Source organism: Corynebacterium jeikeium, assembly GCF_028609885.1.
Taxonomy (GTDB): domain Bacteria; phylum Actinomycetota; class Actinomycetes; order Mycobacteriales; family Mycobacteriaceae; genus Corynebacterium; species Corynebacterium jeikeium.
Genome location: NZ_CP063195.1, coordinates 650,113 through 670,411, shown reverse-complemented (window position 1 = coordinate 670,411; position 20,299 = coordinate 650,113). Strand labels below are relative to the sequence as shown.

General features: G+C 62.7%; 17 protein-coding genes and 2 tRNA genes. 4 read left to right on the top strand and 15 right to left on the bottom strand.

From position 1 onward, the window contains the following. Positions 1 to 49: 49 nt before the first annotated feature. The gene (locus tag CJEIK_RS02900) at positions 50 to 814 is read left to right on the top strand and encodes a hypothetical protein (protein WP_143336402.1); all 765 of its coding nucleotides are present in this window, start codon (positions 50 to 52) and stop codon (positions 812 to 814) included. A 65-nt stretch (positions 815 to 879) separates the two neighbouring features. Here the strand turns inward: CJEIK_RS02900 and ndk are convergent, their stop codons facing one another. The 7 genes from ndk to CJEIK_RS02865 form a co-directional block, all read right to left on the bottom strand. After that, positions 880 to 1,290 (bottom strand): nucleoside-diphosphate kinase, encoded by a 411-nt coding sequence (gene ndk, locus CJEIK_RS02895; RefSeq protein WP_005296491.1) that lies wholly within the window; start codon positions 1,288 to 1,290, stop codon positions 880 to 882. A gap of 54 nt (positions 1,291 to 1,344) precedes the next feature. Beyond that, on the bottom strand, positions 1,345 to 2,682 hold the full coding sequence (locus CJEIK_RS02890; RefSeq protein ID WP_248623875.1) for a peptidoglycan recognition protein family protein: 1,338 nt from the start codon (positions 2,680 to 2,682) through the stop codon (positions 1,345 to 1,347). Positions 2,683 to 2,795: 113 nt separating this feature from the next. Then, on the bottom strand, positions 2,796 to 3,287 hold the full coding sequence (locus CJEIK_RS02885; RefSeq protein ID WP_172544898.1) for a DUF4233 domain-containing protein: 492 nt from the start codon (positions 3,285 to 3,287) through the stop codon (positions 2,796 to 2,798). 107 nt (positions 3,288 to 3,394) lie between these two features. Next, a complete protein-coding gene (gene folC, locus CJEIK_RS02880) occupies positions 3,395 to 4,918 on the bottom strand; it encodes a bifunctional tetrahydrofolate synthase/dihydrofolate synthase (protein ID WP_005296496.1) in 1,524 nt (507 codons plus the stop codon). Then, positions 4,915 to 7,713: a valine--tRNA ligase gene (locus tag CJEIK_RS02875; RefSeq protein WP_005296497.1), complete on the bottom strand. Its 2,799-nt coding sequence runs from the start codon at positions 7,711 to 7,713 to the stop codon at positions 4,915 to 4,917. Before CJEIK_RS02875 ends, folC begins: the two co-directional genes overlap by 4 nt. A 46-nt stretch (positions 7,714 to 7,759) precedes the next feature. Continuing rightward, entirely contained in the window at positions 7,760 to 8,884 is a 1,125-nt protein-coding gene (locus tag CJEIK_RS02870; RefSeq protein ID WP_115597288.1) for an alpha/beta hydrolase, read from the bottom strand. Positions 8,885 to 8,972: 88 nt separating this feature from the next. Then, the gene (locus CJEIK_RS02865; protein WP_005296501.1) at positions 8,973 to 9,965 is read right to left on the bottom strand and encodes a malate dehydrogenase; all 993 of its coding nucleotides are present in this window, start codon (positions 9,963 to 9,965) and stop codon (positions 8,973 to 8,975) included. 176 nt (positions 9,966 to 10,141) lie between these two features. On the opposite strand from CJEIK_RS02865, the gene CJEIK_RS02860 reads away from it, so the two are divergent. Beyond that, a complete protein-coding gene (locus CJEIK_RS02860) occupies positions 10,142 to 10,951 on the top strand; it encodes a hypothetical protein (protein WP_115597328.1) in 810 nt (269 codons plus the stop codon). Here the strand turns inward: CJEIK_RS02860 and clpX are convergent. The 6 genes from clpX to CJEIK_RS02830 all read right to left on the bottom strand — a co-directional run bounded on the left by clpX (position 10,948) and on the right by CJEIK_RS02830 (position 15,885). Then, a complete protein-coding gene (gene clpX, locus CJEIK_RS02855) occupies positions 10,948 to 12,222 on the bottom strand; it encodes an ATP-dependent Clp protease ATP-binding subunit ClpX (RefSeq protein ID WP_005296505.1) in 1,275 nt (424 codons plus the stop codon). The two genes, CJEIK_RS02860 and clpX, sit on opposite strands and share 4 nt — an antisense overlap. A gap of 139 nt (positions 12,223 to 12,361) precedes the next feature. After that, positions 12,362 to 12,991, bottom strand: coding sequence for an ATP-dependent Clp protease proteolytic subunit (locus CJEIK_RS02850; protein ID WP_005296507.1), 630 nt, complete (start codon positions 12,989 to 12,991; stop codon positions 12,362 to 12,364). A gap of 3 nt (positions 12,992 to 12,994) precedes the next feature. Next, positions 12,995 to 13,561, bottom strand: coding sequence for an ATP-dependent Clp protease proteolytic subunit (locus tag CJEIK_RS02845; RefSeq protein ID WP_005296509.1), 567 nt, complete (start codon positions 13,559 to 13,561; stop codon positions 12,995 to 12,997). A gap of 217 nt (positions 13,562 to 13,778) precedes the next feature. Then, positions 13,779 to 15,353, bottom strand: a complete 1,575-nt coding sequence (gene tig / locus CJEIK_RS02840; protein WP_005296511.1) for a trigger factor — start codon at positions 15,351 to 15,353, stop codon at positions 13,779 to 13,781. Positions 15,354 to 15,612: 259 nt separating this feature from the next. Further along, positions 15,613 to 15,686 (bottom strand) — tRNA-Pro (locus CJEIK_RS02835). Between the two features lie 124 nt (positions 15,687 to 15,810). After that, positions 15,811 to 15,885, bottom strand: a tRNA-Gly gene (locus tag CJEIK_RS02830). A 183-nt stretch (positions 15,886 to 16,068) separates the two neighbouring features. On the opposite strand from CJEIK_RS02830, the gene CJEIK_RS02825 reads away from it, so the two are divergent. Continuing rightward, positions 16,069 to 16,305, top strand: a complete 237-nt coding sequence (locus CJEIK_RS02825) for a hypothetical protein (protein WP_005296513.1) — start codon at positions 16,069 to 16,071, stop codon at positions 16,303 to 16,305. Positions 16,306 to 16,339: 34 nt separating this feature from the next. Here CJEIK_RS02825 and CJEIK_RS02820 read toward each other — a convergent pair whose 3' ends face one another. Next, the gene (locus tag CJEIK_RS02820; RefSeq protein WP_005296514.1) at positions 16,340 to 16,813 is read right to left on the bottom strand and encodes a ribose-5-phosphate isomerase; all 474 of its coding nucleotides are present in this window, start codon (positions 16,811 to 16,813) and stop codon (positions 16,340 to 16,342) included. A 67-nt stretch (positions 16,814 to 16,880) separates the two neighbouring features. After that, complete coding sequence (locus CJEIK_RS02815; RefSeq protein WP_005296516.1) at positions 16,881 to 17,543, bottom strand: mycothiol-dependent nitroreductase Rv2466c family protein; 663 nt, start codon at positions 17,541 to 17,543, stop codon at positions 16,881 to 16,883. A gap of 42 nt (positions 17,544 to 17,585) precedes the next feature. Here CJEIK_RS02815 and pepN point away from each other — a divergent pair, with 42 nt between their 5' ends. After that, complete coding sequence (gene pepN / locus CJEIK_RS02810; protein ID WP_005296518.1) at positions 17,586 to 20,261, top strand: aminopeptidase N; 2,676 nt, start codon at positions 17,586 to 17,588, stop codon at positions 20,259 to 20,261. Positions 20,262 to 20,299 lie beyond the last annotated feature (38 nt).

Genomic DNA, 20,299 nt, shown 5'->3' with positions numbered 1-20,299 from the left:
CCCATCCGACAACGCTGTGTTCAAGTGCGCGACTGTTACGCTGAACGCCATGCCCAACCCATCGTCGCCCTCCGTTGCCTTCGACCAGACTGTGCTCACCGATGTCCAAAACGGCATGCGCCCCAGCAAAGCCGCGCAGTTTGTGATTTCGCTGATTTTCGGACTGATGATGTTCATCCTCTGCGCACCGATCACCGGACCATTGCCAGCGCTGGGGATCCTCGTCGCCGCCGTCCTGGCTGGCGTCGTGTGGTGGCGCTACCTGCGGCGGGGCGGCGTGCGCGGCAACGACTACTCCCCCATGAAGTCAGACGCCGAAGCCGCCCGCACCCCCTTCAGCTGGAAGGAAGAAGGCCGTTTGGTGCTAGTGCTTGCGCTCGTATTCGGCATATCGCAGGTCGCAAACATGTTCAGCAGCCAGGGCAGGTGGGGCTTCGCCGCTATTGCCGCGCTGATCACCGTTGGGTTGATGTACTGGGTCGTTACTCTTGACGCCTGGCGCCCCACTCGCTACACCGACCCGGAAAAGCTGGGGCGAGAAATGCGAATTGAGGAACCCACCGAGTGGCTACAGGCATTCCTCTACTGCCGCCGATGTGTCCCGGGCGGGCTGCAGATCCTGAGCGATACCTTGAAGGAGGATCTTTCGCGGTACGGATGGACCACTCGCAGTGCGAACGAGGCTCTGGACAAGCTAGTAGAGCAGGGCAAAGCTGTGAAGATTCGGGAGTTGCGTTCTACCGATGGAGCGAGGAATTGGGTCACGCTGACAAAGGAAGGCTCCCAAGACTTCCAGGAGCGGCACGCCGGCTAGCCCGAAGCTCTCCGATGCACAAAAACCGCGGACGCGCTGCGCCCGCGGTTTATTTTTCCAGCTGTTTACAGGTTCGGGAACCAGATGCCGATCTCGCGCTCAGCGGACTCCGGGGAGTCGGAGCCGTGGACAACGTTCTCGCCAACGGTCAGGGCGAAGTCGCCGCGGATGGTGCCCGGGGTGGCCTTCTCCACCGGGTGGGTGCCACCAGCCAGCTGGCGCCAAGCGGCGATAGCGGACTCGCCCTCAACGATGCCGGCAACCAGCGGAGCGGAGGTGATGAAGTCCACCAGCTCGCCGAAGAAAGGCTTGTCGGAGTGCTCAGCGTAGTGCTTCTCCGCGGTCTCGCGGTCAGCGGTACGCAGGTCCAGCTCCACGAGCTTCAGACCCTTCTTTTCGATGCGGGAGATAATTTCGCCCACGTGGCCGTTCTTAACACCGTCGGGCTTGATCAGAATCAGAGTGCGTTCAGTCATGCCAGTAATTCTACACGTGGCGTCACGGCACTACAGCGCCGCAACGCCTTGGCGCTACACGCGGCTGCGCACCTGATCCATCAGCGCATACGCGCGGTCACCCGGGCACGCAGTGGCAGTAGAAACGTCGCTCCAGTCGCGGTGGCCGGTAATCGTGCGGCGAGTCAGATTCAGGCGGGCCGCGTTGTTCACGTAACGCACACTGCCGCGTGGGTCCAGCCCCAGCCCACGGCACAGGTGGCCAAGAACGCGCACGAGGGAGTTGATAGCGGCGGGGGTTGGCGCCTGCTGCATGAAGTTGCCCAGCAGACACACACCAATGTTGCCGTCGTTCGCGTTGTACACGTGCCCTGCAGTAACGGACATAGGTGATGCGCCTAAGCTTCCGGACTGGAAAACCGCCTGGCCATCTGTGCCGGTGGTCCGCCCCTGGAACACTGTGCCGTCCGGGGCGATCAGCAGGTGGTAGCCGATGTCGCCCCACCCGCGGCCACCATTCGCTGAAGAAGCGTGGAAGGCGTAAATGCTGCGGACATTCGCGGCATAGTCACCGTTAACCGGGGTAGCCATTGCCGTGTGGTGCACGGTGATGAGCTGTGCGCGGGTGAAGCGAGGAGTCCACCCCGTGAGCGACTCGTTCGCTCCCCATTCGCGACGGGAAACCACGCGCAGGCCGTTGATCACGTTCGCCCCACCGATGCCATTACCGCCACCCGGAGCCGGCACACCCGGATTGGCCAGACCGCTGGACTGTAGGATCCCAGCAATAGTGCCCGCCAGCGCTAGCGAGCCAGCTAGGCCCGCCGCTCCGGTCTCCAGGCTGCTTTGCAGTTCAGCCGGGTTGGAGGGTAGACCCATGGGCGCCGCGTAGGGTGCAATGCCCGCCCCGAAAATCTGCTCTTCCTGCCCCTGTGGGGCCTCCACGATGTGAAGGAACAGGCGGGTAGCCGGGTCGTTAACCTCACCGGGAAGCCAGACAGCCGTGGCACCATCCGGCAGCTCTACAGGCTCGGATTTCAGTGCGGAATCATCGCCCTCGCGGTCGTGCGCCTCGGGCAGAACCACCCGGTCCTCTGTGCGCCCGTCCGAGAACTCGAAGCGCAGGGTCGCCTGCGTGGCCTCGGTCGCTGCGGGAGCAAAGGTGATCGTGAGGTACCCGGTACCTCCGGGCAGTTCGCCCTTTTGGTTGACGCCGATTCCCGTCCCGGTGAAACCCTCTGGCTCCGCAAGGGTCGGGGCGCCGGCGGCTCCGGCGGGATCTGCACCGGGAAGTGCATTGTCGGCGGAGGAGAAGACCCCCATATTGTTGCGGTTGGCGAAGAGAAGGGAGCCACCAACAGCGGCTCCCAAGGCAGTGGAAGAGCGGAAAAATGCACGGCGCGTTAACGTCATGCATCGAATAATAAACCACATTCGGGGGTAGAGGGAGGCTTACCCCTCTTTAAGGGTATCCCCAGGTGAATGTGACCGATGTTAAAGGTGGTGCAAATGTGGCGTCCCGGGGTCTAGTCAGCGGGGGTAGCTGGGCGCCGCACGTTGCCTTCCTCGTCGAGGTGCTGGGAAGGTAGCAGACCACGCGCCATGCGGCGCATCAGGTTGGAGCGCAGGTGGTAGATGTACCACCAGCACAGCGCAAAGATTACGCCCATCGCACCCATCGCCGGGTGCACAATGAAGCCAGCAACAGCCAACACCTGCAGGGCAATGTTCAGCCAGTCGGCCCACCTGACCTTCTGCAGGAAGGCGGCGACGATCATCGCGGCGCCCAGGCCGATCACGTAAACCATGTTGAAGGTCGTGGCAGATGCACCACCATCCACCCGGGTGATGACGGTCAGCACCAGCAGGATCACGATGGCTTCCATAATGTGCGTGCCAGCCATCACGCCGCGCAGCCCCTTCAGCGGATCGTTTGCCGGGGCCTGGCCGGGACCCAGCGGGCCGTATTCGCTCTGCCCACTGTGCCCACTGTGCCCACTGCCCTCCCCTGCCCTAATGCGGTTATGCGGGTTCTGTGCCACGATTCTGCAGCTCCTTGGTAGATCTTCCAGTTCTTAACATCTTGTCTCCGCCGGCGCCTGTTCTGGTCGCCTGTGTTGACTGCCTAGGCAGGTTCCTTGCCGAACAGCGTGCGAGCCTCCCCAGCTGTCACGACCGAGCCGGTGATCAGCACACCAGCGCCGGACAGCACGCCGTCCTCATCGTCCTCTGCCAGCTGGGTGGCAACCTCCACAGCACCGGGCAGGTTCACAGCCACGTGTACGCGCTCTTCGCCGAAGGCATCCTGCGCGTACTCGGCCAACACGTCCACAGGCAGGGCGCGCGGGGAGTTAACCTCCGTGACCACGACCTCGTCCATCACGGGCTCCAGGGCGGCCAGGATACCGCGGGCGTCCTTGTCCCCCAGCACGCCGACCACGCCGACCAGTCGGCGGAACTCAAAGTCGCGGTCGATGGCCGCTGCCAGGGCTTTCGCCCCGTGGGGGTTGTGCGAGGCGTCGATAAACACGCTCGGGGTGGAGCGCACGCGCTCCAGGCGGCCGGGCGAGGCAACGGAGGCAAAGCCTTCCCGCACCGTATCCACGTCCAGCTGGCGCTCAGCTCCGGCGCCGAAGAACGCCTCCACAGCCGCCAGAGCCACGGCAGCGTTGCGCGCCTGGTGCTCGCCGGAGAGCGGAAGGAAGATGTCCGTGTACTCGCCAGCCAGCCCGCGGATGGTCACGGTCTGCCCGCCGACGGCGATCTGGCTGGAAACCACACCGAACTCGCTGCCCGCGCGGGCTACGGCGGAATCCTTCGCCACAGCCTCTTCCAGCAGCACTCGCATGGCCTCTGGCTCCTGCTCAGCGACGATGGTCACGTTGTCCGGCGGGGTGAGCAGATCGTCGGCATCCCAGCGGGCCTTGATGATTCCCGCCTTCTCGCCCGCGATTTCCTCTAGCGTGTCGCCCAGGTAGTCCGTGTGATCCAGCCCGATCGGGGTAATCACGGCAACGTCAGAGTTCACCACGTTCGTCGCATCCCAGCGTCCGCCCATGCCGGTCTCCACCACGGCAACGTCTACCGGCGCATCGGCAAAGGCCGCGTAAGCCATGGCCACCAGCACCTCGAACTTGCTCATCTGTGGGCCGCCTTCGGCCTGACTCTTCGCGTCCACCATCTCCACCATCGGCTGGATGTCGCGCCAGGTGTCCACGTAGTCGCGCGGGTGCAGCGGCTTGCCATCGATGGCGATGCGTTCGGTAACGATCTGCAGGTGCGGGCTGGTAGTCCGCCCGGTGCGACGGTGGAACGCACGCATCAGCGATTCGATCATCCGCACCACGGAAGTCTTGCCGTTCGTCCCCGCCACGTGAATCACCGGGAATGCACGCTCCGGATGGCCGAGCAGGTCCATCAGCATCTCGACGCGCTCGAGCGTCGGGTCGATCTTCGTCTCCGGCCAGCGCTGATTCAGCTCTGCGTCCACCTCGGCCAGTGCAGCCAGGTCGTCGGGCGTAATGGGGCGTTCTTTAACTGACGCCACCTCGGCCTCATCCGCACCCACACCGTCGATAGGCAGGGCTAGGCCTGCATCGTCGAGCGTGACCTCTTCCGGGTAGCTATCCCCGACCTTGTCGTCGCTCATGCCTTTGGCAGGCCTTCCAGGCGGGCAGTGATACGCTCGAACTCCTCCTGCGCGACGCGCTGGCGCTCGCGGATTCCTTCGACGACCTTCTCCGGCGCCTTGGCCAGGAAGTTTTCGTTGCCCAGCTTCTTCGCTGCGTTGTCCAGCTCCTTCTGAGCTGCCGCGAGGTCCTTCTCCAGGCGCTTGCGTTCCGCCGCAACGTCGACGGTGCCGGAGGTATCCAGCTGCACGGCGATGGTTGCCTGGGACAGGCGCACCTCGATGGATGCGGTCTCCGCGAAGTCTTCCTCCGGGGTTTCCAGGCGCACCAGGGAGCGCACGGCTTCCTCGAAGTTGGCCAGGTCAGCGGCGGCGAAGTCCAGCTTGGCGGGCACCTTCTGGGAGGGCTTCACGCCCTGGTCACTACGGAAGCGGCGCAGCTCGGTGACCAGCTTGTCCACGTCCGCCATGCGGCGTACCGCGTCGGCGTCGGTTTCCGCTCCATCGTTGGTGAGCTCGGCGGTCGGCCAGTCGGCGGTGACGAGGGATTCGGAGTAGCCCTCTTCCCCATCGGTCAGCGCCTTCCACAGCGTCTCGGTCACGAAGGGCATGGCGGGGTGCAGTAGGCGCAGCACGGAGTCCAGCACGCGGCCCAGCACGATTTGGGTACGAATGCCCCGCTGGACCTGTTCTTCCGTGGCACTGTCCCAGTCGCGCGGGATCTGTACCTTGGCGATCTCCAGGTACCAGTCGCAGAACTCACCCCAGGCGAAGCGGTACAGGTTTTCGTTCGCCAAGGAGAACTCGTAGCGATCCAGCGCATCGTCCACCAGCTGACGGACTTCTTCCAGGCGGTCCAAAATCCAGCGGTCGGCATCCGTCAGGGTCTCGCGGGCGGGCAGCTCGCCCACGCGCGCGCCGTTCATCAGGGCAAACTTGGTGGCGTTGTACAGCTTGGTGGCGAAATTACGGGAGGACTGTGCGGCATCCTCGCCCACCGGCAGGTCGGAGCCCGGGTTGGCACCACGCGCAAGGGTGAAGCGAAGCGCATCCGCACCGTAATCACGCACCCAGTCCATCGGGTCGATGCCGTTGCCCAGGGACTTCGACATCTTGCGGCCGTGCTCGTCGCGCACCAGGCCGTGCAGGAAGATGTCCTTGAACGGGATCTGCGGGCGGCCGTCCTTGCCCGTACCCAAAATCTCAGGGGTGTGCTTGGAGGCGAAGGTGGCGAACATCATCATTCGGGCCACCCAGAAGAACAGGATGTCGTAGCCCGTCACCAGCACACTTGTTGGGTAGAACTTCTCCAATTCCGGAGTCTTCTCCGGCCAGCCCATCGTGGAGAACGGCCACAGGGCGGAGCTAAACCAGGTGTCCAGCACGTCCTCGTCCTGGTACCACCCCTCGCCCGTCGGGGCTTCATCGTCCGGTCCGCAGCACACGATCTCGCCGTTCGGGCCGTACCAGATCGGAATGCGGTGGCCCCACCAGAGCTGACGGGAAATGCACCAGTCGTGCATGTCGTCCACCCAGTCGAACCAGCGCGGTTCCTGGGAGGACGGGTGGATCACCGAGTCGCCGGAGCGGATGGCATCGCCGGACATCTTCGCCAGCTCTTCCACCTTGACGAACCACTGCTCGGACAGACGTGGCTCCACGGCTTCCTTGGAACGCTCGGAGTGGCCCACGCTGTGCACGTAGGGGAACTTTCGGGCCACGATGCGCCCCTGCTCCTCCAGCGCCAAGCGGATCTTCTCGCGTGCCTCGTAGCGCTCCATGCCGTCGAACTCCGTGCCGGTGTTCGCAATGTGGCCGGTCTCGTCCATGATCACCGGCATCGGCAGGTCGTGGCGCTGCCCCATCGCAAAGTCGTTCGGGTCGTGCGCCGGCGTGATCTTCACGGCACCGGTGCCGAACTCCGGGTCCACGTAGTCGTCGGCCACCACAATCATCTGCCGGTCTGGCAGGAACGGGTGCGGCAGGCTCTTGCCCACCAGGTCCGTGTAGCGCTCATCTTCCGGGTGCACGGCAACGGCCACGTCGCCCAGCATCGTCTCCACGCGCGTGGTCGCCACGACCACATGCGGCTCGGAATCGTCCAGGGAGCCATAGCGGATGCTCACCAGCTCGCCCTCGTCGTCGGAGTACACAACCTCGATGTCGGAGATTGCAGTCTGCAGCACCGGGGACCAGTTCACCATGCGATTCGCACGGTAGATCAGGCCGGCGTCAAAAAGCTCCTTGAACATGGTCTGTACGGCGCGGGACAGGCCATCGTCCAGGGTAAAGCGCTCGCGCGACCAATCCACGGAATCACCGATGGCGCGCATCTGGCGCTGGATCACGCCACCGTATTGGTCCTTCCACTCCCAGACCTTCCCCACGAACGCATCGCGGCCGTAGTCGAAGCGGTCCTTACCTTCGGTCTCCTTCAGGTTGGCCTCGACCTTCGTCTGCGTGGCGATGCCCGCGTGGTCAGAGCCGGGCAGCCACAGGACCTCGAAGCCTTGCATGCGCTTGCGGCGGGCCATCGCGTCCATCAGCGTGTGGTCCAGCGCGTGGCCCATGTGCAGCTGACCGGTCACGTTCGGCGGGGGCAACACAATACTGAAGGGCGGCTTGTCGCTGGAAGGATCGGCCTTAAAGTAGCCGGAATCGACCCACCCCTGGTAGAGGTTTTCCTCTACTGCGGCGGGATCCCATGCCGCGGGTAGCTGTGCCGAGCGGTCGGCACCAATTGGGTTAGAGCCATTTGCCTTAGAACTGGAGTCACTCACGTCTGCCAAGTCTAGTAGACGGCCCGGACAGGGCATACACCCCGCCTATAACCCGCCTGCAGCCCACTCACCCACTGCGCATTTACATCTCAAGCGCCGCCCGCAGCACACCCGCAGCCTCGTCCAACGCCCGCGCGGAATTGCGCCAGACACCCGAAGAATTCACGAAGGGGTGGATCAAACCGGGGTGGCGTCGGAAAGAAACGGGAACACCTGCCTCCCGTAGCTTCTCGGCATAAGCCACGCCCTCGTCGCGCAGCGGATCGAAACCAGCGACGGCGACGTAGGCCGGAGCCACCCCGCTGACGTCCTCGGCGAGCAGAGGCGAAACGTCCGGGTCCAGCCGCTGCACGTCGTTGGTGAGGTACTGGTCGCGGTACCACTGCATGTGCGCCTGAGTCAGGAAGTACCCCTTGGAGAACTCCTTGTGGCTGGGCGTATCCAGCCTGGAAAGATCCGTAACCGGCACGAACAGCAGTTGCGCGCGTGGCTGTTCCCGACCTTCGCGCTTACGGCGCAGGCACACCACGGCGGCCAGGTTGCCTCCCGCGGAATCGCCGCCGACGGCCACCCTATTCTTATTGACGCCCTTAACTTCGCCGGCCATCGCCGCATCAACAACTTCACAGCAGTCGTCAGGCGCGGCGGGGAAAGGGTGCTCTGGGGCCAGGCGGTAGTCCACGGAGAGCACGGCCACGCGGGCGGCCTCGCACAGCCAACGACAGGTGGAATCGTGCGAGTCGAGGGAGCCGACCACCCAGCCACCGCCGTGGAAGTACACCAGAGTGGGAAGATCTTCATCCGGCGAGGCCGCACCGGTGGGTCGATAGTGGCGCACGCGCACGCCCCGGATCTGCTGCTCCACCACAGAGCCGACCTGAGTTACGTGTCCACCGGCCATGTACGCAGCGTCTTCTACTACCGCACGAGTTTCCTCGACAGGCTGCTGGGAATAGTCCGCCGGGTGCATAAGGTCGGTGACCAGGTTGGAGGCACGCACGTCGGGATCCAGTCGATCACCGTCGGAGTTAGTGCGGGAGCCAAAGATCCGCAGAACTGGCTCGGGAATCGCGGGCAGCAACCACCCGGCGCGGGCGCTGAGCTGGCTAAAAAGCGAGTGCTGGGGTGGTTGGGAGTGGATCGGGGCTGTGGTGTCCGTGGAATGAGTGGGATCAGTGGGTCCAGTGGGTTCAGTGGGATTTGTCATGCAAACATAAAACCACCCAACCGAACGGCAGGGTGGCGATATGCAGAAAAAAGTTTTGGCCCAAAAAGCTATACAAAGCTACAGCAAGCTACAGCAGGCCGGCTTCCACCACGGCGGCCTTTTCCTCCTGCAGCTCCTTGATGTTTGCGTCGATGCGCTCCTGCTGCGCCGGGCTGATCTCGAGGCCCTGCACGATCTCCCACTCGCCGTCAACGGAGCGGCACGGGAAGGAGAACACCAGACCCTCGGGGATGCCATAGGAGCCATCGGAAGGCAGCGCGACGGAAACCCAGTCGCCCTCAGCGGTGCCGTTAACCCAGTCGCGCATGTGATCCAGCGCGGCGCTTGCTGCGGAGGCTGCCGAGGAGCGCCCGCGGACCTCGATGATCTCCGCGCCACGCTTGGCTACGCGCGGGATGAACTCGTCGTTCACCCACGCCGAGTCCAGCTTATCGGCGACCTTTTCACCATTCAGCGTCAGCTCTGCAATGTCCGGGAACTGGGAAGCAGAGTGGTTGCCCCAGACGGTCATGTTCTTCAGGCCGCGAACAGCCACGCCCAGTTTGTCTGCCACCTGCGCCAAGCCACGGTTGTGGTCCAGGCGAGTAAGCGCGGTCACTCGACGCGGGTCGAGGCCTTCGGCGTGAGCAGCAACGATTGCGGCGTTGGTGTTGGCCGGGTTGCCGACGACGATCACGCGGACATCATCGGCGGCGTGCTCTGCAATTGCCTTTCCCTGCGGGCCGAAAATCTTGCCGTTGGCGGCCAGCAGATCGGCACGCTCCTCGCCCTTCTGGCGAGGCTTAGCGCCCACCAGGAAGACTGCGTTGGCATCCTTGAACCCCTCGCTGAGCTCGGTGGTGATGCTAACCTCCCCCAGCAGAGGGAAGGCGCAGTCGGCCAGTTCCAGGGCCACACCGCGTGCTGCTTGCACGCCTTGCTCGGTCTCCAGCAGACGCAGGTTCACTACGCGGTCGCCGAAGACCTCTCCCTTGGCGATGCGGAACAGCAGGGAGTAGCCGATCTGGCCGCCTGCACCCGTGACGGTGACGGTAACGGCGTTCTGGTTGTTTGTGGTCACGCGGGGCTCCTTTAAGCAATGCGTTTGTGAGAGTTTTCTTAGATCCTCTTCCTACTGTAATGACCTGCCCGACACCCTGCACTCTCACTGCACTCGCACTTCAAACCACCCCCGCACGCGCCTGAATTAGCTGCACATTGCTGCAGGTTCAGCCTCTTCATAGATAAACTGAATTGGTGCAGAATAAGCCCCACCTTCCCGCCTCTGCGGCCTGGTATGGCCTCGGAGAGCAGCAGTATATCCAGGCCATGAACACCGCCGTGACCATCGCGATCCGGGTCGGTGCCGCATTTACTCCTGAACACCTGGTCGCCATCGCCCAGGCCGCACGTCTGCCTCAGAACTGCGAATTGTTGGACTCCCCGGCTCGCCTGTACGAGGAGGCGCTGCGTTATGCCCACTCCTCCATCTGGCCCGTGCCGCTGAATGGTTATGACAACCCGGAGATGGATAGTTCCCCGGTCCGCGAGATGCGCAAGTTCGTGGCTGCCACTTACACGCGCTTTGCTACGCACCCGGACGCGGTGCGCCTGATTGTTGCGGAGAATCTGCTGGGGGATCCAGAGCTTGTCCACCGCATAGGCGTTTTAGAGGACTCCCCAGTGGTTCTGCACCTGGATCGCGTGCTGATGCGTGGCCACGATATTGGATCCTTCCGCAACGGCGTGTCCGCGGAGGATACCTATGCACTCATCACTGCACTGTGTTCATTCGCCGTCACCCAGGGCCCGACGTTTCACTCCCTGTACGGCATGGATCCAACCGCCCCTGATAACGAGGATGGCCTGCGCAATCTAACGTGCGATGCGGTCATCGCGTTCCTTACCACCACGATGCCCACCGACCAGGGCGCGTCCTACACCCACGCTTCGCATTCTTCGGTGATTGGTTCCTCGGTCGCCGCGTCGCTCTACCACCACGCACGGCACGAGGATGAAGAGGTTGATGACGCCCCCTCGGCGCCATCGGACCTATATCAAGACTAGGCGCTCTTCTTATCCCGCTTGGCGACCTCTTCGTGGGTCAGCAAAGTCGGTTCCGCCTCACCCCGCGCACATGCGCCGGTGATAATGACTTCGCCGGTTTCCTCATCTTCCGGGATAGAGAACATGGTCGGAAGCAGCAGGGTTTCCATGATGGACCGCAGGCCGCGGGCGCCAGTCTCGCGCGCCAGCGCCTTCTGGGCGATCTCCCGCAGCGCCTCGTCTTCGAAGGTCAGGCGCACACCGTCCATGTCGAACAGGCGCTGGTACTGGCGCACCAGGGAGTTCTTCGGCTCGGTCAGCACACGCACGAGAGCATCCTCGTCTAGGTGACCGACGTGGGTCAGCACCGGCAGGCGGCCGATCAGCTCTGGAATTAGGCCGAACTTCACCAAATCCTCCGGCTCCACGAACTGGAATGGGTTCGGATCCTCTTCGGACTTCGCGCTGATCTCCGCACCGAAGCCCAAGCCCTTCTTACCGCGACGCTCGGAAATGACCTTCTCCAACCCGGAGAACGCACCCGCCACGATGAACAGCACGTTCTTCGTATCGAACTGGATGAACTCCTGGTTCGGGTGCTTACGGCCACCCTGCGGTGGAACGGCGGCAACGGTGCCTTCCAGAATCTTCAGCAGAGCCTGCTGCACGCCCTCGCCGGACACGTCGCGGGTGATGGACGGGTTCTCCGACTTGCGGGAGATCTTGTCCACTTCGTCGACGTAGATGATGCCACGCTGAGCCTTCGCAACGTCAAAGTCGGCGGCCTGGAGAAGCTTCAGCAAGATATTCTCTACGTCTTCACCGACGTAGCCGGCTTCGGTCAAACTGGTGGCGTCAGCAATGGCGAAGGGCACATCGAGCATCCGGGCGAGCGACTGCGCCAGATAGGTCTTTCCCGAGCCGGTCGGTCCCAGCATCAGGATGTTGGATTTCGCCAGCTCCACCTCGTCGTCGGAGCGGCGGGCGGTGGCGTTCGACTCCTCGACCTGGATGCGCTTGTAGTGGTTGTACACGGCAACGGCCAGGGTGCGTTTGGCCTCGTCTTGGCCGATCACGTAGCTATCCAGGAACTCAGCGATGGCTGCGGGCTTCGGCAGCTTCGCCGAGCTCTCAGCCGGATCAACGGCGAGCAGCTCCTCTTCGATGATCTCGTTACAAAGCTCGATGCATTCGTCGCAAATGTAAACACCGGGGCCGGCTATCAGTTTGCGGACCTGCTTCTGGCTCTTTCCACAGAAGGAGCACTTCAGGAGCTCTGCGCTTTCAGGCATGCGGGAAATCAGGCTTTCTTAGATCGGGTAACTTGCGGGACAGCTAGATTAGCACCCTTATAGGCCTTCAATTCTACCGCGCCACGCCGGAATCCCCGCGAAGCTGAAAGCCCCGCGGGTCGCTAGGGTTTGCCGGGCGCTACTTCTGCGCCGACAGCTTGCGGTAGTCGAAGACCTGGTCGACGATGCCGTATTCCTTGGCCTCCTCGGCCGTCAGGATCTTGTCACGGTCAGTGTCGATGCGCACCTGCTCGGCGGACTTGCCGGTGTGACGCGCCAAGGTCTCCTCCATCAGCTTGCGCATGCGCTCGATCTCCTTCGCCTGGATCTCCAGGTCGGAAACCTGCCCCTGCACACCACCGGTAGCGGGCTGGTGGATCAGCACGCGGGCGTTTGGCAGCGCAGCGCGCTTACCCGGGGTACCGGCGGCCAACAGCACAGCCGCTGCGCTGGCGGCTTGGCCGAGGCAGACGGTCTGCACGTCCGGGCGGACGTACTGCATCGTGTCGTAGATCGCCATCAGGCTAGTGAAGGAACCGCCGGGAGAGTTGATGTACATCGTGATGTCCCGGTCCGGATCCAACCCCTCAAGCACCAGCAGCTGCGCCATGATGTCGTTGGCTGAGGCGTCGTCCACCTGGGTACCCAGGAAGATGATTCGCTCCTCGAACAGCTTGTTGTACGGGTTGGATTCCTTCGCGCCGTAGCTGGAGTGCTCCACGAACGACGGCAGAATGTATCGCATTTCTGGCATCTGCATCTCTGACATGTATTAGCTCTCCTTCGCAGAGGTGATGACGTGGTCGACGAAACCGTATTCCTTGGCCTGCTCAGCAGTAAACCAACGGTCGCGGTCGGAGTCCTTGGTGATCTGCTCAACGGTTTGGCCGGTGAACTCCGCGATCAGCTCCGCCATCTCCCGCTTGGTGTAGGCGAACTGCTCTGCCTGAATGGCGATGTCAGCTGCAGTACCACCCACACCAGCGGACGGCTGGTGCATCATGATGCGAGCGTGCGGCAGAGCGTAACGCTTGCCCTTCGTGCCTGCGGAAAGCAGGAACTGGCCCATGGATGCAGCCAGACCCATGCCGTAGGTAGCGATGTCGCAGGGCGCGTACTTCATCGTGTCGTAGATCGCCATACCTGCGGTGACGGAGCCACCGGGAGAGTTGATGTACAGGCTGATGTCGCGCGTCGGATCCTCTGCGGACAGCAGCAGAATCTGGGCGCACAGCTCGTTGGCGATCTCGTCGTCAACCTGGCTGCCCAGGAAGATGATTCGCTCGCGCAGCAGGCGCTCGTAGACTGAGTCTCTATGGTTTGGGGTTTCCGAACTCAACTTCGCTCCTTGCCGAAAGTTTTACGAAAATTCTCTTTTGTATGCGCCCCAGCCTAGTCACACCCGTCAACAAAGCGCGCCTTCCGGTGGGGTTGTTCGCTGTCAGCGCACGATGTGGCTGCGCACCGGAGCGAGTAACGGGAAAGGCGGGGGCAAAAAGAAAACCGCCGGAACCTCGCATGGAGATCCCGGCGGTGAAGAAGAACTCTCAGAGCTCTTAGTCTTCCTTCTTCTCCGCTGCCTTCTTTGTGGTCTTCTTTGCAGTGGACTTCTTGGCCGTAGACTTCGTAGCCTTCTTAGCCGTGCTCTTCTTGGCCGTGGACTTCTTAGCAGTCGACTTCTTAGCGGTGGACTTCTTCGCAGTCGACTTCTTGGCCGTGCTCTTCTTAGCGGTGGACTTCTTGGCGGTGGACTTCTTGGCTGGAGCCTTCTTCGGCTTCTCCTCAGCCTTGTCAGCCTTGTCCTCAGCCTCAACGTCGCCGAAGTACTCCTTCGGATCAACATCCGCACCGTCGGTGTCCTTCACGGAAGTACGGGCGATGTTCAGCGCCAGAGCCTTACCGCGACGGACGTCAGCGAACAGGCTGCCCAGCTGGCCGGCCTGCTGCAGCTGCATGATGAACTGGTTCGGATCCATGCCGTACTGGTTTGCAGTGAAGGCGATGTGGTCCATCAGCTCTTCCTGGGAAACCTCCGGCTGCTCCTTGTCCGCAACGGCATCCAGGAACAGCTGGGTGCGCACGGAATCCTCAGCGGAGCTGCGTGCATCCTCTTCAAACTTCTCGCGAGTCATATCCTGGGCAGCCAGCATGGACTCGAAGACCTTCTCGTCGCCACCGAACTGCTGGATGATCTGCTGGATTTGTGCGTCGACCTGCTCCTTGACAACGCCCTCCGGCAGCTCGAATTCAGTCTGCTCCAGAGCCTCGGCCAGAACCTTGTCGCGAATCTCGCCAGCCTGGGTGTTCTTCAGCTGCTGCTCGACCTGGCCCTTCAGGGACTCCTTCAGTTCGTCCAGAGTGTCGAACTCGCTGGCCAGCTGTGCGAAGTCGTCGTCCAGCTCCGGCAGTTCGCGTTCCTTGACGGAACCGAGCTTGACGGTCACCTCAGCCTCTTCGTCAGCGTGCTCGCCAGCAACCAGCTTGGAGGTGAAGGTGGACTCCTCGCCCTCCTTCATGCCGATCAGCGCGTCATCCAGACCCTCGATCAGGGAATCGTTGCCCACCTCGTGGGACAGGCCTTCGGTGGTGGCCTCGTCAACGGTCTCGCCGTCGATGGTGGCGGACAGGTCGATGGAGACGAAGTCGCCCTTCTTCACCGCACGGTCAGCCGGCTTCAAGGTACCGAAGCGAGCCTGCAGGTTCTTCAGCTCCGCGTCGATAGCCTCATCGTCAGCCTTCAGCGGCGCAACCTCAACGGAGATTGCGGAGAAGTCCGGTACCTCGATCTCCGGGCGAACGTCGACCTCGGCAGTGAAGGTAACGTGCTTGCCGTCCTCCAGCTCGGAGATCTCGATCTCCGGCTGCCCCAGAGCCTTCACGTCGTTCTCTTCGACAGCCTGGCTGTAGCGAGAAGGCAGCATCTCGTTGATTACCTGATCCAGGACAACGCCACGGCCCAAGCGAGCTTCCAGAATCTTCGCCGGAACCTTGCCCTTGCGGAAGCCCGGCATGTTCACCTGCTGCGCGAGGGTTGCGTAGGCCTTGTCGAACTCTGGCTTAAGCTCCTCGAATGGAACCTCAATCGTCAGCTTGGTGCGGGTGGCGCTCAGCTTTTCTACAGAGCTCTTCACGAATGCACACTCCTGTGTATTAATAGCTTCTTTGGCACCGCGGTCTCTCGTTCATCTCGCAGCGCTTTTACGGTCGGTGCTCAATTTTATAGAACCACCGTCAAGCACATCACGCTGGGGTGTCTTTTTCGCCCCTCCCTCGCCACGAGACGGATCGCTTGAGCCCCCACCGATCCAGTCCGCAAAACCCCGTTTCACCTTTTCAAACCGGTGAACCGCAGGGTGGCGTCACAAAGAAAAAGAATAAGAATAAAAAATGTCGGGATAACAGGATTTGAACCTGCGACCCCTCGCTCCCAAAGCGAGTGCGCTACCAAACTGCGCCATATCCCGATCTATGCATGCCCCCGAAGGAACGTTGCGTCCGCTACTTTACTGGCAAGCTACCGGGAAATACAAAACGGCAGCTCCCCCGTCATCGTGCACACCTGCACTCGGGGGAACTGCCTTAAAAGATTGGAGGGAATGACGGGAATCGAACCCGCGTCTTCAGCTTGGAAGGCTGAGGTATTAGCCACTATACGACATTCCCACAGGAAGCTAGCTTCCGTTACGTTGTGCGATGTTACACCATACACCCCACTATCCAGCAAAATCGCCCCGACACGACGGGCAAAAACAGCCCACAACCTGCATAGTTGCGGGGGTATGCAGGTGTAGCAAATGCGCGATTCCAATTGTACAGGTTACCTATGGGCTGTACATTACTAGTTCTATGGAACCAATTATCGTCGACAAAAATACCGGCACGGAGCTCTGGACCGCATCACAGTGCGCTGAGTACTCCGGCACGGCTCGTGGCACCTTCACGAGCTACGCAGGCCGCGGTCGCGCACCCCGGCCAGTGGCCAAGTACAACGGGCTGACCTTGTGGGATTCCAACGTGGTCAAGGAATGGCAGCAAAAACGCGATGGCGCTCCGAACTCGTCGGACACCACCGCGCAGAAGTAAATCTCGCGAGTAGACCTCGCGGAGAAGTAGTTATTTAGTTCTCCGGCAGCGCAGGGGCCTCGCCCGTGCGCTCGTACTCAGCCAGGATGTCGATGCGGCGCTGGTGGCGCTCTGCCTCGGACCATGGCTGAGTGACGAAAGCATCGACAATCGCCAATGCCTCCTCCTCGGAGTGCATACGACCGCCCAGCCCGATTAGCTGGGCGTTGTTGTGTTCACGGGCCAGCTTGGCGGTCTCCACGGACCACGCCAGCGCACAGCGCGCGCCTGGAACCTTGTTGGCGGCAATCTGCTCGCCGTTGCCGGAACCGCCAAGCACGATGCCCAGCGAGCCCTCGTCCTCCACCACGGACTTGGCCGCTGCAATGCAGAAGGCCGGGTAATCGTCGTTCGCGTCGTAGGTGTGGGCGCCACAGTCCACAACCTCGAAGCCCTTGGAGGTCAAGTGATCCTTGATCACGTTCTTCATCTCGAAACCGGCATGATCTGCACCTAGGTAAATACGCATGCTGCCAGTCTAGCCGGTTGCCGGCTGCTCGCGGGCGCTACTCCGTGGATGTCTTACCGTGGATGTCTTACTCAGCCACCGGCGATTCGGTGCGGGAACGCTTCAGCTCAAAGAAGTGCGGGTTCGCCGCCAAGGTCACGGAGGCATCGAACATCTTGCCGGCCTCTTCCCCACGCGGGATGCGGGTGATGACCGGCCCGAAGAAGGCCACGTCGCCCAGCTGTACTACCGGGGTGCCTACCTCGTCGCCCACCAACTCAATCGCCTTGTCCTGGGATGCGCGCAGCGGCGCGTCGACAGAGCCTTCATCGTCGGCAGCCAGGTGGCCAACCTGTGCCAGTTCGGCAGGCAGCTCGGCCTCTTCCAGTGCCTCGGCGATCAGCTCGTCGTAGCCGTGCGGGTCGGTTACATCCGCGCGCTCCTCGTTGTGGATCTTGGTGCCGATGGCGGTGTACCAGGCGGAGAGCTTCTCCGGGTGCTGCTGCCAAATCGCGGTGGCCACGCGCGCCGGTGCCCAGGCTGCATCCATCTTCTCGCGGTAGGCGGGGTCCAGGTCGCGCCCCTCATTCAGCACGGAGAGGCTCATCGGCTGGAACTTCACCTCCACGTCGCGGACCTCCTGGACCTCCATCAGCCAGCGGCTGGTAACCCAGGCGAAGGGGCAGATGGCGTCGAAGAACATGGTTACGGTCTGGTTCTTTGTATCGGTCATGTCCCCCACTCTAGCCATGGCGCGGGCACCCTGTCCGGCGTGCCTACTAGGGTGGTCGGCATGACTTCCATCAACCTAACCCGTACCGAGGCTGAGCATCGCGCCAACCTCATCAGCGATGTTCACTACACCATCCAGCTGGATCTTTCCGGCGGCGAGAAGCCCGAGAATAAGCACTTCCGCTCGCTGACTCGCATTGCCTTCACCTCCGGCGCCGGGTCGACCTTCCTGGACCTGCGTGCGGACTCACTGTCGCGGGTGGAGCTCGATGGCGCGGCACTTGGGGACTTTACTTATGACGCCACCACGGGCATTCCGCTCGAAGGCTTGTCTAGTGGCCAGCACGAGCTGCTGGTGGAGGCCGAAATTCCGTACTCCACCACGGGCCAGGGCCTGCACCGCTTCTTCGACCCCAGCGACGACCAGGCCTACATGTACACCCAGTTCGAGACTGCGGACGCCAAGCGGGTCTTCGCCTGCTTCGACCAGCCGGACATCAAGGCGACCTATGACGTTGAGCTCACCACGCCAGCCGAGTGGACCGTGGTGACGAATAACGAGGTTTCCGTGGCGGAGGCTGAGGGCGTCAATAAGAAAAAGCACAGTGCGACCGTGGATTACCTGCTATCGACCTACCTCATTGCGTTTTGCGTAGGCCCGTGGCACGTGGTGCGCGACGAGTGGCGTGGCACGATCACCGAGCACCCCGAGTCCGCGGCGGCAAAGGATAAGAACCTGCAGACCAGCGGGGAAATGCGCGTTCCGCTGGCACTGTACTGCCGCCAGTCGCTGGCGGAATACCTGGATGCCGACGAGCTGTTTGAGGTGACCAAGCAGGGCTTCGACTACTACGCGGATAAGTTCGGCATCGGCTACCCGTTCTACAAGTACGACCAGATCTTCTGCCCGGAATACAACATGGGTGCCATGGAGAACGCGGGTGCGGTGACGATCCGCGACGAGTACATCTTCCGTTCCGCAGCCAGCCACTACCAGTACGAACGCCGTGCGGATACGATCCTGCACGAGCTGGCACACATGTGGTTCGGCGACCTGGTGACGATGAAGTGGTGGGACGACCTTTGGCTGAACGAATCCTTCGCCACCTGGTCGGCGGCCATGAGCCAAGCAGGGGCGACGAAGTACGACACTGCGTGGGTGACCTTCAACAGCAAGGAGAAGGCGTGGGCGTATGCGCAGGATCAGCTGTCTTCCACCCACCCGGTGTTCTCCGACGCGGGCGACATCGAGACGGTGGAGGCCAACTTCGACGGCATCACCTACGCCAAGGGCGCGAGCGTGTTGAAGCAGCTGGCGTCCTACGTCGGGTTGGAAGAGTTCTTCGCGGGCATCCGCGCGCACTTCGCGGCGCACGCCTGGGATAACGCGACATTTGCAGACCTGCTGGGGGCGCTGGAGAAGGCTTCAGGCCGCGACCTTTCCGACTGGTCGGACCAGTGGCTGCGCACGACGGGCATCAACACCTTGACGCCGGTCTTTGAGGTAGCCGACGGAGCCTACAGCTCCTTTGCCGTGGAACAGTCCGGCGCGCAGCCCGGCGCGAGCGAGACCCGCACCCACCGCATTGCCGTGGGCGTGTACAGCTTTGACGGAGATGTGCTGAAGCGCACCAAGCGCGTGGAGCTGGATATTTCCGGCGCGCGAACCGAGGTTCCAGAACTGGTGGGCGTGCCCGCTGGCGACCTGGTTCTGGTCAATGACGATGACCTTGCTTACGGCAACATGGCGCTGGATGAGGGCTCCCTGGCAACTGCGATCGGCGGCGGTAATAGCGACGGCGCTGGAACCGGCAAGCCGAGCATCGTGCGCATTACGGACCCGATGGCGCGTGCCCTTGTGTGGTCCGCGGCATGGCAGATGACGCGCAACGCGCAGATGCGGGCGCGCGATTTCATTGGCCTGGTTGCCGGTGGCGCGGCTGAGGAAACCGAGCTGGCGGTGCTGGAGCAGATTCTGGCTCAGGCTCGCGCGGCGGCTGCGAACTACGCAGACCCGGACTGGGCGGACGAGGGCTGGGCACAGCTGCGCGAGGCGTTTTTGGCTGCAGCGCGCGAGACCGCAGGCCCGGCCCAGCTGGCGTTTGTCCGCGCCTACGTGGGCTGCGTGCACTCCGCGGAGTCCGCGGACGTGCTTCGCGCGCTGCTGGGTGAAGCTGGCGCCGAGGTGATTCCGGGTCTGAACGTGGACCAGGACCTGCGCTGGGCGATCATCATTGCGCTGACCGCCGCGGCCCGTGCCACCGGCGAAACCGCCGAGCAGGTGGAGGCACGCATTGCCGCCGAGGAGGCCCAGGACAGGTCTTCCAGCGGTGTGGCGTTGGCGCTCCAGGCACGCTCCTCCGTGCCGGATGAGAAGACCAAGCAGCAGGTCTGGCGCGCCCTGACCGTGGAGGCCCCGCAGCAGAGCAACCTGAGCCTGCGCCACCGCAACGCGGGCCTGGTACACGTCGGCCACGCCGACCTGTTGCAGCAGTTCAGCACCGACTACGTTGCCCACGCCGTGGAGTGGTGGAAGTCCCTGAACTCGGAGATGGCGCTGCGCACCTTGGAGGGCATCTACCCGTCTTGGGATCACAGCGACGCAACGGATTCCGCCATCGCCGAACTGGTGAAGGCGGAGGACACCCCGAGTGGCCTGCGCCGCGTGCTCTCCGAGGGCCGCGACCGGGTGGCGCGCGCCAAGGCCGCCCGCGCATTCGACGCAGCTAACAAGTAGCCGCCGGGGCTACGCCCATGCGGCGAGTCGGACTGTGC